15 protein-coding genes are annotated in these 15,911 nt (G+C 75.7%); 2 read left to right on the top strand and 13 right to left on the bottom strand.

Annotated elements, in window-relative coordinates:
* Nucleotides 1-70: 70 nt before the first annotated feature.
* Nucleotides 71-1,225 carry a methyltransferase gene (locus HJG45_RS16280; RefSeq protein ID WP_171613141.1) on the bottom strand — a complete coding sequence of 385 codons (1,155 nt, stop codon included), beginning with the start codon at nt 1,223-1,225 and terminating at the stop codon, nt 71-73.
* A gap of 9 nt (nt 1,226-1,234) precedes the next feature.
* Complete coding sequence (locus tag HJG45_RS16285) at nt 1,235-2,107, bottom strand: polyprenyl synthetase family protein (protein WP_171613142.1); 873 nt, start codon at nt 2,105-2,107, stop codon at nt 1,235-1,237.
* Nucleotides 2,108-2,231: 124 nt separating this feature from the next.
* On the opposite strand from HJG45_RS16285, the gene crtD reads away from it, so the two are divergent.
* A complete protein-coding gene (crtD, locus tag HJG45_RS16290; protein ID WP_171613143.1) occupies nt 2,232-3,773 on the top strand; it encodes a 1-hydroxycarotenoid 3,4-desaturase CrtD in 1,542 nt (513 codons plus the stop codon).
* A gap of 155 nt (nt 3,774-3,928) precedes the next feature.
* Nucleotides 3,929-4,639, top strand: a complete 711-nt coding sequence (locus HJG45_RS16295) for a carotenoid 1,2-hydratase (protein WP_254452553.1) — start codon at nt 3,929-3,931, stop codon at nt 4,637-4,639.
* 123 nt (nt 4,640-4,762) lie between these two features.
* Here the strand turns inward: HJG45_RS16295 and HJG45_RS29240 are convergent, their stop codons facing one another.
* The 11 genes from HJG45_RS29240 to puhE all read right to left on the bottom strand — a co-directional run bounded on the left by HJG45_RS29240 (nt 4,763) and on the right by puhE (nt 15,902).
* Nucleotides 4,763-4,894 (bottom strand): hypothetical protein, encoded by a 132-nt coding sequence (locus HJG45_RS29240; RefSeq protein WP_302479766.1) that lies wholly within the window; start codon nt 4,892-4,894, stop codon nt 4,763-4,765.
* A 34-nt stretch (nt 4,895-4,928) separates the two neighbouring features.
* Complete coding sequence (locus HJG45_RS16300; RefSeq protein ID WP_171613144.1) at nt 4,929-5,099, bottom strand: hypothetical protein; 171 nt, start codon at nt 5,097-5,099, stop codon at nt 4,929-4,931.
* Nucleotides 5,100-5,197: 98 nt separating this feature from the next.
* The gene (locus HJG45_RS16305) at nt 5,198-5,530 is read right to left on the bottom strand and encodes a hypothetical protein (protein WP_171613145.1); all 333 of its coding nucleotides are present in this window, start codon (nt 5,528-5,530) and stop codon (nt 5,198-5,200) included.
* 48 nt (nt 5,531-5,578) lie between these two features.
* Complete coding sequence (locus HJG45_RS16310) at nt 5,579-6,685, bottom strand: squalene/phytoene synthase family protein (protein ID WP_171613146.1); 1,107 nt, start codon at nt 6,683-6,685, stop codon at nt 5,579-5,581.
* Entirely contained in the window at nt 6,666-8,207 is a 1,542-nt protein-coding gene (locus HJG45_RS16315; protein ID WP_171613147.1) for a phytoene desaturase, read from the bottom strand. The genes HJG45_RS16310 and HJG45_RS16315 overlap by 20 nt, the downstream gene beginning before the upstream one ends.
* A 54-nt stretch (nt 8,208-8,261) precedes the next feature.
* Nucleotides 8,262-9,599, bottom strand: a complete 1,338-nt coding sequence (locus HJG45_RS16320; protein ID WP_171613148.1) for a DUF3422 family protein — start codon at nt 9,597-9,599, stop codon at nt 8,262-8,264.
* A 181-nt stretch (nt 9,600-9,780) separates the two neighbouring features.
* Nucleotides 9,781-10,692 carry an alpha/beta fold hydrolase BchO gene (gene bchO, locus HJG45_RS16325; RefSeq protein ID WP_171613149.1) on the bottom strand — a complete coding sequence of 304 codons (912 nt, stop codon included), beginning with the start codon at nt 10,690-10,692 and terminating at the stop codon, nt 9,781-9,783.
* Nucleotides 10,689-12,464 carry a magnesium chelatase subunit D gene (locus HJG45_RS16330; RefSeq protein WP_368040614.1) on the bottom strand — a complete coding sequence of 592 codons (1,776 nt, stop codon included), beginning with the start codon at nt 12,462-12,464 and terminating at the stop codon, nt 10,689-10,691. Before HJG45_RS16330 ends, bchO begins: the two co-directional genes overlap by 4 nt.
* Nucleotides 12,461-13,606 carry a magnesium chelatase ATPase subunit I gene (gene bchI, locus HJG45_RS28420; protein WP_217362941.1) on the bottom strand — a complete coding sequence of 382 codons (1,146 nt, stop codon included), beginning with the start codon at nt 13,604-13,606 and terminating at the stop codon, nt 12,461-12,463. Before bchI ends, HJG45_RS16330 begins: the two co-directional genes overlap by 4 nt.
* Nucleotides 13,603-14,811 (bottom strand): 5-aminolevulinate synthase, encoded by a 1,209-nt coding sequence (hemA, locus tag HJG45_RS16335; protein WP_171613150.1) that lies wholly within the window; start codon nt 14,809-14,811, stop codon nt 13,603-13,605. The genes bchI and hemA overlap by 4 nt, the downstream gene beginning before the upstream one ends.
* A gap of 35 nt (nt 14,812-14,846) precedes the next feature.
* Nucleotides 14,847-15,902 (bottom strand): putative photosynthetic complex assembly protein PuhE, encoded by a 1,056-nt coding sequence (gene puhE / locus HJG45_RS16340; RefSeq protein ID WP_171613151.1) that lies wholly within the window; start codon nt 15,900-15,902, stop codon nt 14,847-14,849.
* Nucleotides 15,903-15,911: the final 9 nt, after the last annotated feature.

The raw sequence follows: 15,911 nt of genomic DNA on the forward strand, positions 1-15,911 counted from the left end.
GTATGACTAATTTTTATGTCAATTTTATCTGACAGATGAGGCCTGCCACATCGGCGCGATCGGTCGGGCCTCATGTCGCCAGCCTCGCCAGCATCACCCGCACCAGCAGCGGCGTGCCGGTGTGCAGCAGGCGCGGCGGCGCGAAGCCGGCGGCACGCAGCAGGCCGTCGATCTCCTCTGGCCGACGCGGCCGGCCCTGGCCCATCGCCAGCAGGTAGAAGCCGAAATACGCCTCGCCGGCGGGCTCAGCCTCCGGCGTGCCTGCCATCGGCTCGGCGAGCAGCAGCCTGCCCCCCGGCGGCAGCGCCCGCCGCACGGCCCGCAGGATGGCGAGGGCGGCGGCATCGTCGTGGTCGTGCAACACGCGCACCAGCGAGATCAGGTCGGCGCCGCCAGGCAGCGGGTCGCGCAGGAAGTCGCCGCCGATCGCGCTCGCCCGGCCTTCGAGCCCCGCCCGGGCGAAGCGGGCCCGCGCCCGCGCGGCCACGGCCGGAAGGTCGAAGAGCAGGAGCCGGAGATGCGGCGCGCGGGCGGCGGCGGCGGCCAGGAACACGCCCTCCCCGCCGCCCAGGTCGAGCAGGCAGCGATGCGCGCGCAGCGGCGCGACGTCGAGGACCTCCTCGGCGATCATCGCCTGGGAGGCCGCCATCAGCGTGGAATAGGCCGCTACCGCCTCGGCATCGAGCGCATCGGGTCGCTCCCGCCCGGCATAGGGCCAGAGCCGCGCGAGATCCGTCGCCCCGTGCCGCTCGCCGCGCAGCAGCGCCACCGGGTCACTCAGATCGGCGTAGAGCGCCGCATGGTGCTCCACCATCGCCACCAGCCCGGCATTGTCGATCAGGGCCGCGCCGAGCGAGCCAAGCGCGAAGCGCCCGCCGCGCCGCCGCGCCACCAGGCCCAGCGAGGCGGCCGCGCCGAGCAGCCGCTGCGCCGCCGCCTCGCCGAGGCCGAGGCGCGGCGCCAGGGCGGCGGCGTCCATCGGCCCCTCGGCGCGCAGCAGCTCACAGAGCCGCAGCCGCACGCAGGCCAGCAGCACCTGCGAATAGACGAAGCCGGCGCAGAGATCGAAGAGCGCCCGCGTCCGCCGCCGCGCCACCGGCCGCGTGAGCGGAAAGCGCGCCGCCCAGCGGCGGAAGCGCGGATTCGCCACCAGCCCTTCGCGCAGGTCGCGCAGGCGATCCAGCGCGCCCGGCAGCATGGACGGGGCGATGACCCGCGCGGCCATGCCGCCGGCTCAGGCCGCGCTGCGGCTGAGGCTGCGCGGCGTCAGCCGCCGGGCCTCGCTGCGGACGAGCGCACGCAGCTCGGCGGCGCCATGACAGGCGGGAATGGTCGCCGCCGCCTCGGCCACCAGCGCCTCAAGCCGCTGCACCGCCGCCGGGATGCCCAGCGCCAGGGCAAGGCTCGGCCGGCCGAGCGCCGCATCGCGCCCCGCGGGCTTGCCCAGCTCCTCTGGATCGGCGACCACGTCGCGGATGTCGTCCGCCGCCTGGTAAGCCTCGCCGAGACGCTCGCCGAAGCACCGCCAGGGCGCCAGCTCGGTCGCACCGGCGCAGGCCGCGCCCGCCGCGGCCGCCGCCGCGAAGAGCGCGCCGGTCTTCTGCCGGTGATAGGCCTCGAGCGCGGCGACCGGCTCGCATTCCCAGGACTGCCCGGCGACGATGCCATGCGGCACCCCGACGCCCTGCCCAACCGCCGCCAACACCGCGGGCAGCCGCGCCGCAGCGCCGTCGCCCCCCTGCGCCAGGGTCTGGAAGGCGAGGACGATCAGCGCATCGCCCGCCAGCAGGGCCAGCGGCACGCCGAAGGCGCGATGCACGGACGGACGGCCGCGCCGTTCGGCGGCATCGTCGAAGCAGGGCAGGTCGTCATGCACCAGCGACGCGCAGTGCAGCAGCTCGATCGCGGCCGCGGCGGCGTCGGTCAGGACCGGGGCATCCTCGCCGCAGGCCGCGGCGACGGCGAGGCAGAGGCGCGGGCGCACCCTGGCGCCTCGAGGAAACACGGCGTGGCGCAGCGCGGCGGCGAGGCGTGGCGGCGCGTCGTCGGCTTCGGCCCGCGCCACCGCGGTCTCAAGGCTGCGCTCGATCCGGGTGACGCCGTCCATTGCCGCCCTCCGCTACGCCGCGTGTCCCGGATCGGGCCGCCAGCGATTGTCGTTTTTGTTTGACGATTATGACTGTCAACTTCTATTGACACATGAGTCAAGCGCAAATTGCGGGGCCCTCCTCATGCGCACCGAACGCGTCGCGGTGATCGGCGCCGGCATCGGCGGCTTGGTCGCGGCCCTCACTCTCGCGGCGCGGGGGCTCGATGTCGTCGTGCTGGAACGCGCCGCGACACCCGGCGGCAAGATGCGCGAGGTCCTGCTCGGCGATGCGCGCATCGATGCCGGCCCGACGGTCTTCACCATGCGCTGGGTCTTCGAGGAGATCTTCCGCGAGGCGGGCGCCAGCCTCGACGAGCATGTGTCGCTGCGCCCGGCCGCGGTGCTGGCGCGCCATGCCTGGGACAGCGGCGGCCGGCTCGATCTCCACGCCGATATCGACCGCTCGGCCGAGGCGATCGGCGCCTTTGCCGGCCCGGCGGCGGCGCAGGGCTACCTCGCCTTCTGCGAGCGCGCGCGCCGCATCTGGTCCACGTTGGAACGGCCCTTCATCCGCGCGCCGCGCCCGTCCATGCTGTCGCTGATCACCGCCGCCTGGCCGGCCGGGCTGGCGGAGCTCTGGGGCGTCTCGCCCTTCGCCACGCTCTGGCGCGCCCTGGGCGACCATTTCAGCGACCCGCGGCTGCGCCAGCTCTTCGGGCGCTACTCCACCTATTGCGGCGCCTCGCCCTTTCTCGCGCCGGCGACGCTGATGCTGATCGCGCATGTGGAGCAGCAGGGGGTCTGGCTGGTCGAAGGCGGTATGCAGCGGGTGGCCGAGGCGCTGGCCGGCCTGGCCGCCGCCCGCGGGGCGCGGCTGCGCTACGGCGCCGAGGTGGCGGAGATCCTCGTCGGTGGCGGCCGCGTCTCCGGCCTGCGACTCGCCGATGGCGAAAGGCTGCCCGTCGACGCCGCCATCCTGAACGCCGACCTGGCCGCGCTCGCCGCCGGCCTGTTCGGCGCCGCGCCGGCCCGCGCGGCGCCGCTGCGGGGCGAGCGCTCCCTCTCGGCCGTCACCTGGGCGATGCTGGCCGAGGCCGAGGGCTTCCCGCTGGCGCGGCACACGGTGTTCTTCTCCGCGGCCTATGCGGCCGAGTTCGACCGCATCTTCAACCAGCAGCGCTTGCCCGCGCATCCCACCGTCTATGCCTGCGCGCAGGACCGCGACGATGCCGGGGCCAGGGATGGAGGCGGGCAGGCCGGCGGGCCGGAGCGGCTGCTGCTGCTCGTCAACGCGCCGCCCATCGGAGACCGGCGCGCCTTCACCCCAGCGGAGATCGAGGAATGCGAGAGGGCGAGTTTCAGCCTGATGCGGCGCTGCGGCCTCACCCTGCGGCCGAAGGCGACGGCGATGACCACGCCGGCGGAATTCGAGCGGCTGTTCCCGGCGACGGGGGGGGCCCTCTACGGCCGGGCGCTGCATGGCTGGCAGGCGAGCTTCCAGCGTCCGGGCGCCCGGACGGCGCTGCCGGGCCTGTATCTCTGCGGCGGCAGCACGCATCCGGGGGCGGGGGTGCCGATGGCGGCGCTATCCGGCCGTCAGGCGGCGGAGAGCCTGCGGGCGGACCTCGGTTCGACCGGCCCGTCCCGCCGCGCGGCTATGCCTGGTGGTACCTCGACGGGCTGAGCGATGACGGGCGGCACGGGCTGACGATCATCGCCTTCATCGGCAGCGTCTTCTCGCCCTGGTATGCCTGGGCGCGGCGCAACGGCCGGGAGGCGGAGCCGGCGGCGCATTGCGCGCTCAACATCGCGCTCTATGGCGGGACCCGCCGCTGGGCGATGACCGAGCGGCGCAGCGCCGCGCTCGGCCGCAGCGATGCCAGCCTGCGGATCGGGCCGAGCGCCCTGCACTGGGATGGCGACGTGCTGACGGCGGAATTCGCGGAGAGCGCCGCGCCGCTCCCGCGCCCGGTCCGCGGCCGCGTCCGGCTGCGGCCGGAAGCGCCCGGCCATCGCGGCTTCCTCCTCGATGCCGCGGGACGGCACCGCTGGCGGCCCATCGCGGCGGCGGCGCGGGTGGAGGTGGAGCTCGACCAGCCGCGGCTGCGCTGGTCCGGGCCCGGCTATTTCGACAGCAATGACGGCGATGCGCCGCTGGAGGAGGATTTCCGCCGCTGGGACTGGTGCCGCGCCCCGCTCCGCCGGGGTGCCGCCGTGCTCTACAACGTCGTGCGCCGAGACGGCAGCGCGCAGTCCCTGGCGCTGCGCGTCCATCCCTCGGGCGCCATCGAGGACATGCCGGCGCCGCCGGTCGCGGCCCTGCCGCGCAGCCGCTGGTGGCTGGACCGCCCGACGCGCGCCGATCCCGGCCCGGCGCCGCGGGTAGTGCAGACCCTGCAGGATGCGCCCTTCTATGCCCGCTCGGTGATCGAGACGCGGCTCTGCGGCGAAGCGGCGACGGCGGTGCATGAGAGCCTGGACCTGGACCGCTTCCGCGCCCCCTGGGTGCAGGCGATGCTGCCCTTCCGCATCCCGCGTGCCCTGCGCTGACGTCGCGGCGCCCGCCATACCCACGGCCGTTGATGGTGACCCATCAATGGCCCCTCAATCGCCGGGCGGGTTGCTCCGCAACCCTTGGCTAGGCGGCATAAGCCGTGGCGCCCGTTCGGGCGCTCAGCCCTCCTCGCCCCGGGCGCGGGCCCGGGCGATGGCGCGGCGCACTGCGACCAACTCGGCCACCGCCAGGGCCAGTCCCAGCAGCAGGAACACGCCCCATTCCCAGCGCGCGAGCGCCCCCCCGTCCATGGTCAGGCCCGGCGGAGGGCGTCTGGGGGCGCGGTCAGCGTCGCGGCGGGTTTCGTTCGCCCGAGCCGAGCGGATGCTCCACCGGCTTATCTTCGCCGCGCTTGGCGCGGCTGCGGCGGATCGAGAGGAATTGCCAGATGCCGATGGCCAGCGCGGCCACCAGCGTCATGCCGAATTGCCAGCTCAGGAAGAAATTCCAACTCATGATCGTCCCCGTGTGATGGGAAGCCTCAAAGCCAGAGCGCGGCAGCGGGCCGTGCAACGGCAGGGTCAGGTGTCATTTGATCGCGACACGGCACCGCGTCAGCGCCGCGAGACCGGTAGGCGATAGCGGGTGCGGCAGCGGACCCAGATGTCGTAGGCCAGCAGCAGGAACAGGAAGCCGCCCAGGTCGAGGAGCGAGAAGCCGCCGCCACCGGTCATGGCATAGGCCAGCAGCACCTGGGCCCCCGCCACGACGAGCCCGAGGCTGATGATCGGCGGCATCAGCTCGCCCATCAGCACCAGAGAGGGCTGCAGCGGCGCCGGGCTCAGCCCCCGCGCCAGGGCCTCGCGCGCCCTGGCCCGCCTTGCCTGCGCCGACCAGAGCAGCCAGGCGCCGGCGGCGAAGAGCCCCAGTCCGGCCCAATGGGCCATGCATGCCTCCTCTCACGCCAGGACCGCGCCGCCCCGGGTGCCGGCGCGTCACCCCGCCTGGGCCGGATCGGACCATCCCCGCAGGCCGGCGAGCCGGTGCTCGCGGTCGCGCCGTTCCAGCCGCTCGAAAAGATGCAGCACCCGGGCCAGCCGCGCCGGGATGTCGAAGGCGCCGGGTCGCGACGGCTCCGGCGGTGCCGCCTGCGCGAGGCTGGCCTGCAGCAGGAAGCGGGTGGCCGCGAGCGGCGGCCGCTCGGCCGCCGGCACGGCGCGCAGGGCCAGGCCGGCACTGCGCAGCAGCAGCACGGCCTTGCGCCCGCCCGGCACCACCGCCCGGCTGGCGACGGAATCGAGGCCCTGCCGTTCCACCTGCCGCCCGATCTCCGCATAGAGCAGCCGCGCCGCGGCGATGCCGGGACGGCAATCGGCCGGCAGCCCGGCGATGCCGGATTCGGCCCGGGCATAGAGCACCTCCGCGCGGCGCAGCAGCCGGGCGACGATCCCGCCGAGGGCGGGCGTGAAGGCCGGCGCGGCGAGGAAGGCCTCCGGCGCGATGCCGGCGGTCCGCATCCAGGTCAGCGGCAGGTACAGCCGGCCGGCGCGCGCATCCTCGCCGGTATCGCGGGCGATGTTGGTGAGCTGCATCGCCACGCCGAGATCGGCCGCGCGCGCCAGCGCCTCCGGTCCGCGCGCGCCCATCAGCAGCGCCATCATGGCGCCGACCGACCCGGCGACCCGCGCCGCATAGGATTCCAGCGCCGCCAGCGTCTCGTAGCGGCGCCCCTCGGCATCCCAGGCCAGGCCTTCGAGCAGCGCCACCGGCAGGGCGCGTGGGATGCCGTGCTGCGCCACGACGAGGGCGAAGGCGCGATCCGCCGGCAGGGGACGCGGCCGACCGGCATAGGCGGCCTGCAGGCGTTCCTGCAGCCGGGCCGGGGCGGCACGCCGCGCCGCCTCGCCGGCGCCGTCGACGGCATCATCGGCCAGGCGGCAGAAGGCGTAGAGCGCGGCGGCCGGGCGCGCCACCCGCCGCGGCAGCAGCAGCGACGCCATCTGGAAGCTGCGCGAGCCGTCGCGCAGCAGGGCGCGGCAGGCGGCGAGGTCGGCGCGCGCCGCGGCCGCGGCGGCCGGGCTGTCAGGCCAGCGCATGGGCATGCGGCACCACCCTGTCGAGGATCCGGGCCGAGGAGAGCACGCCCGGCAGCCCCGCACCGGGATGCGTCCCCGCCCCCACCAGGTAGAGCCGCTCCACCTCCTCGCTGCGGTTGTGCGGCCGGAACCAGGCGCTCTGCAGCAGGATCGGCTCGAGGCCGAAGCCGGCGCCGCGGAAGGCGAGGAGATCCTCGGCAAAGTCGAGAGGCGTGGCGATGCGGGAGGTCACCACGGCATCCTCGACGCCCGGCAGCACCGTCTCCGACAGGCGGCGCGCCACGGCGCGGCGGAAGGGCTCCGCCTCCCGCCGCCAGTCGATCCCGGCGCCGAGATGCGGCACCGGCACCAGGGCGTAGAAGGCATCGGCGCCCGGCGGCGCCATGGCGGGATCGGTGGCCGTCGGCCGGTGCAGATAGAGGCTGAAATCCGCCGGCAGCACGCGGCGGCGGAAGATGTCGTCCAGCAGGCCGCGATAGCGCGGGCCGAGCAGGATGGTGTGGTGGTCCACCGCCGGGTAGCGCCGGTGCGTGCCGAAATACCAGACGAAGAGGCCCATGGAGTAGCGCGCCCGCTCCAGCCGCGGATCGGTCCAGCGGCGGCGATGCCGGGCGGGCAGCAGGTGCCGGTAGGTCGCGGCGGAATCGGCGTTGGAGACCACGATGTCGGCGGCGAGCGTCGCGCCGTCGGCCAGCCGCACGCCGCAGGCCCGGCCGTCGCGCACCAGGATCTCCGCCACCTCCGCGCCGCAGCGCAGCGTGCCGCCCTGGCCGCGGATGAGCCCGGCCAGCCCCTCGACCAGCCGCCCGGTGCCGCCCATCACCCAGTGCACGCCCCAGCGCCGCTCCAGATGCGCGATCAGCCCGTAGAGGGCGCTGGCCGCGAAGGGATTGCCGCCGATCAGCAGCGGGTGGAAGGAGAGTGCGGCGCGCAGCCGGTCGTCGCGCACATGCCGCGCCACCAGCGCATGGACGGAGCGCCAGGCGCCGAGGCGCAGCAGCTCCGGCAGCACCCGCAGCATGTCGCGCGGCGCGCCGAAGGGCTGGTCGCCCAGCTCCTCGAAGCCGATGCGGCAGAGCGTCTCGCTCACCCGCATGAAGGCCTCGTAGCCCGCCAGGTCGCCGGGGCTGAGCCGCGCCACCTCGGCGCGCATCGCCGCCGCATCGCCGGAACAGGCGAAGCACGCGCCGTCATCGAAGCGGATGCGGTAGAAGGGTGAGAGCGGGCGCAGCGTCACGTCCTCCGCCATGCGGCGGCCGCAGAGCGCCCAAAGCTCCTCGAAGAGCTGCGGCGCCGTGACGATGGTGGGGCCGGCATCGAAGGTGAAGCCATCCTGCCGGTGCACCCGCGCCCGGCCGCCGGGCACCGGCAGCCGCTCCAGCACCGTGACGCGGTAGCCGCGCGCGCCGAGCCGCACCGCCGCGGCGAGGCCGCCGAAGCCGCTGCCGATGACCACCGCATGCGGCCGGGCAGGGTCCGGTGGCGCCGCGCGAGGCGGCGCGATGTCGATGGTCGTGGCGTTCAGCATGACAGAGATGACTGTAAACTTCGTCTGACAGATACCGCCAGCGCAAAAGCAGCCTCAGCCATCCCGAGACAGACTTCTCCGGATGCGCAGGATGCCGAGGCCGACGGCGAGCGCCACGACCGGGATGCAGGCCGCCGCGGTCATCTCCGGATCGAGCGATGCCAGCCCGGCGGATTTGGCGCCCTTGGCCAGATAGGCGATGAGACCGGTGATGTAGTAGGTGATGGCGGCGATCGAGAGCCCTTCCACCGTCTGCTGCAGATGGAGCTGGAGCTGGCCGCGCCGGTCCATCGAGGCGAGCAGCGCCTGGGCCTGCCGCTCCCGCGTCACCCCGACCCGCGTGGAGAGAAGCTGCGTCGCCCGCGCCACGTGCTGCGACAGCGCCTCATGCCGCCTGGCCACGGCGATGCAGGTGGCCCGCGCCGGCGCCAGGCGCCGGTCGAGGAATTCCTCCAGGGTCGAGAAGCCCTCGATCCGCCGCTCGCGCAGCTCGGCGATGCGGCGCTCGACCAACGCATGATAGGCGGCGGCGGCATCGAAGCGGAACCGCGTGCGGGCATGCCAGCTCTCGACATCCGCGGCGAGGCGCGTGAGCCGGTCGAGCAGCGCCGCCTCCATCGCCTCGCCGCCCGCCACCTGCGCCGCCGCGATCTCGGACAGCGCCTGCTCGAACCGCGTGAGCACGGGCCCGAGCTCGCGCGCCACCGGCAGGGCGAGCTGGGCCGTGGCGCGGTAGATGTCGATCTCGATCAGGCGCTGCGCCATCCGCCCGGCCTGGCGCGCCGTCATGGCCCGGTCCTCGGCCAGGAAGCGGGCGAAGCCGTCGGCATGGATGCGGAAATCGCTCAGCACCGTCGCGGCGCCGTCGGCGGGGGCGGAGCCGAACACCGCGCCGCCGCTGAACTGCCGCGCCCCCGCGGCCAGGTCGAGCCGCGGCCGGTCCGCCGCGCCGCGCAGCAGCACCAGATGCCCCGCGGCGATGAGCCGGCCGGGCAGCGCCGCGACCCAGTCAGCCGGCAGCGCGTCGATGGCCGGCGCGGCGAAGGGCTGCTCCGCCTCGGCGCCGGGCCGCTGGACGACGCAGCGGTAGAACTCGGTGTGCAGCTCCCATGTCACGCGAATGCCGCCCAGCTCGGCGCTGTGATGCACGGCGCCGGGCGACGGCGGCGCCGCGCCGTGGCGCAGCGCGAGATCGCGCATCGCCGCCCAGGCGGCCTCCCGCTCCGTCCCGTCGCAGAGCAGGGCGAGGAAGGAGAGCCGGGCCGGCGCGACGACCGGCTCGATCGGCCGCGCATGCAGCTCCTCCGTCAGCGCCACCCGCCAGGGATGCTCCGGCGGCAGGCGGCGCGGCCCCGCCGCATCGCCCCCGCCCTCCGACGCCCGCTCCGCCATGCCGCGCTCCCCGCGTCACGAGAGCGCCGCCCCGGCGCCGCCCCCGCACCATCCCATAGCCACGATCCGTTCGCCCGGCTTCACGGACCATGGTCTGGCTCGTCGTTCGGTCGCCTGATGCACGCTCTCGGCGCGTCCGCCTCGGGCAATCACGCTTCAGGGGCCGGCCCGGCCGCCGGCGTCACTGCTCCGGCAGGCCGCAGCGGTCGAGCTTCCGCGCCTCCGGCACCGGCGCCCAGCGCTCCAGGATGGCGGCGACCGCCTCCGGCCTTTCCTCATGGGCGAGATGCCCGAGGCCGGGCAGCCGCACCACCTCCACCGTCCGCAGCACCGAGCGCAGGCGCAGCGCGTCGCCGGGCGGGATGGTGCGGTCGCCCTCCCCCACCACCAGGACCAGCGGCATCGGCAGGCGCGGCAGGTCCCGCAGCAGCGGCCGCAGGTCCCAGCCCGCCATCATGCCGAGCGCGGCGCGCAGATGCCCCGGCCGACGCAGCAGCCTGGCATAGAGCTCCACCCCCCGCGGCCCGATCCGCGAGCCGGTGTCGCGCAGCAGCCGTTCCGCCACGCCGCGCTCCGAGGCGAGCCAGGCAAGCGCGCGCGGCACGAAGGGCAGGCCGGCGAGCAGGCGCGCGGCGCCGGTGAAGAAGGCGGCGTGGTCGCGCCCGATCGGCAGCAGCGCCGCGTTCAGCCCGATGACGGCGCGCGGCGCGATGCGCCCGTCCAGCGCCATGCGCAGCAGCACCGCGGCGCCGGCCGAATGCCCGGCGACCAGCGCCGGGCTGAGGTCAAGGCGGCGCAGCAGCGCCCCGACCAGCGTCGCCATCCCTGGCAGGGTGAGGCCGCCCGGCGGCGGCAGCGCGGTGAAGCCATGGCCCGGCAGGTCCGGCGCCACCACGGTGAAGCGCCGCGCGAGCAGCGGCGCCAGCTCGCGCCAGGAATGCGTCGCCGAGGCGGTGCCGTGCAGCAGCAGCAGCACCGGCCCCTTGCCCAGGCGCTGCACGTGCCAGCGCAACCCGCCGGCCTCGACGAAGTGGCTGGCCGCGCGGTTGGGCCAGTCGCGGCCCTCCTGCCCCCAGGACGGATGGTCGCTCACGCCGTGGCGCCATGGCCCGCCAGCCGCGCCGCCGCCTGCTGCACCGCGGCCGAGAGGGCGGCGGGACCGGCGGCGGGCAGCGGCAGGTGCGGTGCCCCCAGCGCCTCGGCCAACTCGCGCGCGAAGGGCAGCGGCCGCGGCGCCATGTCCACCACCAGCACGGCGCCGGCGCAGCCCTCCCGCCGCAGCGCCCGCCCGGAGGCCAGCGCATCCGCCTCGGCCTGGGCCCGGCCGGCGGCCCGCCCCTCGCGCGAGATGTTGGCGCGGCCATCGGTCATTAGCACCAGCAGCGGCGTCCGGCCCTGCCGCCGCTCCGTCGTCGCCAGGGCGCGCGCCGCCTCCAGCGCCGCGGCCAGCGGCGTGCCGCCGCCGCCCGGCAGGGCGGCGAGGCAGCGCCGCGCCCGGACCAGGGAGCGGGTCGGCGGCAGCAGCAGCTCGGCACCGGTGCCACGGAAGCTGATCAACGCCACCCGGTCGCGGCGCGCATAGCAGGCCGCCAGCAGCAGCTCTGCCGCGCCCTTCGCCTCGGCCAGCCGGTGCAGCGCGGCGGAGCCGGAGGCGTCCACCACGAAGACCGCCGTGGTCTCGGCCGGGCGGCGCAGGCGAAGGATGCGGAAATCCTCCCGCCGCACGGCGATGCGCTGTCCTGCCCCACCTGCATGGCGCAGCCGCTGCCAGGGGGCCGCCGCGCGCAGCGTCTCGACCAGGCTGAGCCGGAAGCCGGCGCGCGGATCCCCGGCGCGGGTCCCGACCGGCCTGCCGCGCCGCGCCGCCTGCCGCGCCGGCCCCTTGCGCCCCTCGCCACCGGCAGTTGCCCCGGCGACCGGCGCCGCCGCGGCGAGGCGCGCCAGCAGCTCCGGCGGCAGGGCGGCGCGGGCGGCGGCGAGCACGATGTCGGGAAGCGGGTGGGCCTCGGCCTCGCCGGGCGCCCCGGCGGCGGCCTCGGGGCCCGCCTCCGGTGGCGGCGCCTCCGCCGCATCCGCCTCCTCGGGCGCCGGCAGCCGGGTCGCGCGCGGCGCCAGGACCAGGCGGGCGGCGAGCGCCGCATCCGCCCCCGCGACCGCCCGGCGCCCGGCCAGGGCCGCCGCGGCCTGCGCCGCCCGCAGCGCCAGCAGCGGCGTCCGCAGCGAGGCGATGCCAAGCGCCGCCGCGGTGGCGCAGAGCGCCTCGATGATGGCCGGGGACGGCGGCAGCAGGCGGCGCAGCCGGGCCCGCGCCGCGCGCAGCGAGGCGGGCACCGCCTCGTCATGCGGCACGTCATCGAGCAGGAGATGGAAGGCGAGGCGGTCGAGCAGCGCGGCGGGTGGCCGCTCCTCCTCCAGCCCCTCGTCCAGCGCCACCAGCCCGAGCCGGGCAGGGTGGCAGAGGGCCAGGCCATCGCGCTCCACCCGCACCGCGCCGGTATCGAGCGCCGCGGCGAGGCGCAGCGCCGCCGCCGCCGGCAGGCGCTCGGCCATGCTCAGCAGCAGCACCCCGCCATCCGCCTCGGCCAGCAGCCCGCGCTCGGCAACCTTCCGTCCCGCCCGCAAGGTCCCCGGCAGATCGAGGCCGCCCAGCAGCCGTCCGTCGCCCACCCCCGGCGGCATCCGGCGCCAGGGCGCATCGCCCGGCAGCAGCCGCCGCAGCAGCGCCAGCCAGCGATCGCGCGCCGGCCCGGGCGGGCCGCGCAGGGCCACGCCGCCCAGCCCCGCCGGGTCGAGGGCGAGCAGCGCCGCGACCAGCGCGGCCTCCGCCGGAGCCCCGGCGGCGCCGGGCGGCGCGGCCGCGGTCACGCGCCCCAGACCTCGGCCATCGCCCGCTCGACGCGGGTGGTCGAGGCCGCCTCGTCCAGCGGGTTGCGGCGCAGCCGGTGGCGCAGCGCCGCCGGGGCGACGCGCCGCAGATGCGCCTCCGTCACCGCGGCCGCGTCCTCGAGGCAGGCCACGGCCCGCGCCGCCCGCACCAGCGTCAGCTCGCCGCGCAGCCCGTCCGTGCCGAGCGCCAGGCAGAGCCGCGCCGCGGCTTCGAGAACCGCCACCGGCGTGGCCATCCGCCCGACGCGGCTGCGGGCCGCCGCGATGCGCTGCCGCGTCGCCGCCTCCTCCTCGGCCCAGAGCGCCGCGAAACCCTCCGGCTCGCGCTCGAAGGCGTCGCGGCGGCGGATCACCTCGACGCGGTCGGCCAGCCCCTCCGGCGTGCGGATCTCGACCGAGAGGCCGAAACGGTCGAGGAGCTGCGGCCGCAGCTCGCCCTCCTCCGGATTGCCGCTGCCGATCAGGACGAAGCGGGCGGGATGGCGGATGCTGATGCCGTCGCGCTCGACGAGGTTCTCGCCGGAGGCCGCGACATCGAGCAGCAGGTCGACCAGATGGTCCTCCAGCAGGTTCACCTCGTCGATGTAGAGGAAGCCGCGATGGGCGCGGGCCAGCAGCCCGGGCTCGAAGGCCTTCACCCCGGCGGTCAGCGCCCGCTCCAAATCGAGGGTGCCGACGACACGGTCCTCGGTCGCGCCGAGCGGCAGGTCGATGACCGGCACCGGCAGGCTGTGTCCAGGCAGGGCGCCGCGCGCGCGGCGCCTGCGGCAGTCCTCGCAGAGGGCGCGATCGGCCGGGTCGCAGGCGTAGCGGCAACCGCGGACGGCTTGCATCGGCGGCAGCAGCGCGGCCAGGGCCCGGACGGCGGTGGATTTCCCGGTGCCGCGATCGCCGAAGACCAGCACGCCGCCGATGCCGGGATCGACCGCGGCGGCGAGCAGGGCGAGCCGCATCTCCTCCTGCCCGACGATGGCCGAGAAGGGATAGGGGGTGCGCCGGCCGGGCGCAGTCTCCTGGAGCACGGCCTCCCGTGCCGCCCGCGCCGCGGCGCGGGGTACGGCGGCGCGGCGGCGCGGCGGCGCGGCGGCGCCGTTCACCGCGCCGTTGGCGGCGCCCGTCATGCGGCGCGCCGGAGGCTGAGCTCCGACCATATCCCGGCCAGGGCGGCGACCAGGCGCCCGATATCCGCGTCGCTGTGCAGCGGCGAGGGCGTCAGGCGCAGCCGCTCCGTGCCGCGCGGCACGGTCGGGTAGTTGATCGGCTGCACGTAGATCCCGTGCTCCTCCAGCAGCAGGTCGCTGATGCGCTTGCACTGCACCGGGTCGCCCACCATGACCGGGACGATGTGGCTGGGATTCTCGAAGTGCGGCAGCCCAGCCTCGTCTAGCCGCCGCCGCAGCAGCGCCACCCGGTCATGCATGCGGGCGCGCTCGGCGCCGCTTGAGCGGAGATGGCGGATGCTCGCCAGCGCGCCGGCCGCCACATGCGGCGGCAGGGCGGTGGTGAAGATGAAGCCGGAGGCGAAGCTGCGGACGAAATCGCACATCGCCGCCGAGCCGGCGATGTAGCCGCCGATCACGCCGAAGGCCTTGGCGAGGGTCCCCTCGATGACCGTCAGCCGGTGCGCCAGCCCCTCCCGCTCCGCGACGCCGCCGCCGGTCGGGCCGTAGAGGCCGACGGCATGCACCTCGTCCAGATAGGTCATGGCGCCATGCGCCTCGGCGACGTCGCAGATCTCGGCGATCGGCGCGATGTCGCCATCCATGGAATAGACGCTCTCGAAGGCGATCAGCTTCGGTGTCTCCGGGGCGAGGTCGGAGAGCCGGCGGTCGAGATCCGCGGGATCGTTGTGGCGGAAGACGCGGCACTGCGCCCGGCTGTGGCGGATGCCCTCGATCATCGAGGCGTGGTTCAGCTCGTCCGACAGCACGACGCAGCCGGGCAGCCGGCCCGCCAGGGTTGACAGCGTCGCCCAGTTCGACATGTAGCCCGAGTTGAACAGCAGCGCCGCCTCGGTCCCGTGCAGCGCCGAGAGCTCCTGCTCCAGCAGCACGTGGTGGTGGTTGGTGCCGGCGATGTTGCGCGTGCCGCCGGCGCCGGCGCCGCAGCGCGCGAGCGCCTCCTGCATCGCCTCCAGCACCGCCGGGTGCTGGCCCATGCCAAGATAGTCGTTGGAGCACCAGACGGTCACCTCGCCCGCGGCGCCGCCGTCGCGCGATGCCCGCGGGAAGCGGCCTGCCTGGCGCTCGAGATCGGCGAAGATGCGGTAGCGCCCCTCGCGGCGCAGGCCGTCGAGCTGCCGGCGGAAGAAGGCTTCGTACTGCATGGGACCTCCCTTGGCGTTCCGATGGGTCTTGGTTGTCACGGGGCTGCCGGCCGGGCGCAGGCGGCGAAGGCGGCGCGCAGCCGCGCCTCGTCCAGCGCCCGGCCGATGGCCACCACGCGCGTCGTCTCCGTGCCAGATGCCTTGTCCTCGAGGCAGGGCCGGCCGCCGGCGAGGCGGAAGTCGATCCAGCCCGAGCGCGTCCGCACCACGCCCTGCAGGCTCTCCACCTGGCCGAAGGCCCCGGCCGCCACGTCGTCCAGCAGCGTCTGCAGCGAGCGGGAATCGAGCGGGCCGCCGCCGCCGGGATCCCAGCTCGTGACCCGCGGCGGCGCGCCGCGGGAGCGCAGGCCCCAGCGCCACAGCGCCTCGACCGGGATCGGCAGCACCAGGAACCAGTGCTCCAGCACGCCGAGCGCCAGCAGGGTGGCGACCAGTCCGGCGCCGGCCGCCCGTTCCGGACCGGCGGCGGGGGCGAGGAAGTCATGCAGCAGCGCCGCGCAGGCCAGGGTGCCGAGCGTGACCGAGAGCGGGAAGAGCAGGTTCATCGGTCGCCGCGCGAAATAGCTGCCGAGGTAGCGCAGATGCGCCGGCAGGAAGGCGTCGCCCGGATTGCGCACGCCGAGGAAGAGATTGAGCTTGGCGCTGGTACGCATGATCCACAGAACGAGGAAGGTCCAGGCGCCGACCATGTTCGGCCGCCCCCAGCTGATCGCCAGCACCAGGGCGCCGATGCCGAGGATGGCCAGCTCGTGCCAGAGGATCGCCGCCAGCGCGGCGCGCAACCGCGGCCAGCCCGTGGCGCCGGGCGGCAGCGCCTCCCGCCGCGGCCCGGTGATCCAGCCGGTCAGGAAGCCGAGCTCGATCCAGGCCCAGCAGAGCAGCGCGCAGGCGAAGGCGAGATAGGCGCCGCGCGGCGTGTCCTCCGCCGCCACCCGGTCGAGGCCGCAGAGCGCGGCGACGAGCAGCAGGGTGGCGCCCGCCATGCTCCACCGGAAGGTCTCCGGGCGGAGGCCATCCAGATGCAGGATCAGCCCGGTGCTGAACCACCACAGGAAGAGGGCGGTGAGCGCGGGAAGCCCGTATTCGAGCATGGCGTGCCC

The sequence above is a fragment of the Roseicella sp. DB1501 genome, assembly GCF_013112485.1.
Classification (GTDB): Bacteria; Pseudomonadota; Alphaproteobacteria; order Acetobacterales; family Acetobacteraceae; genus Paracraurococcus.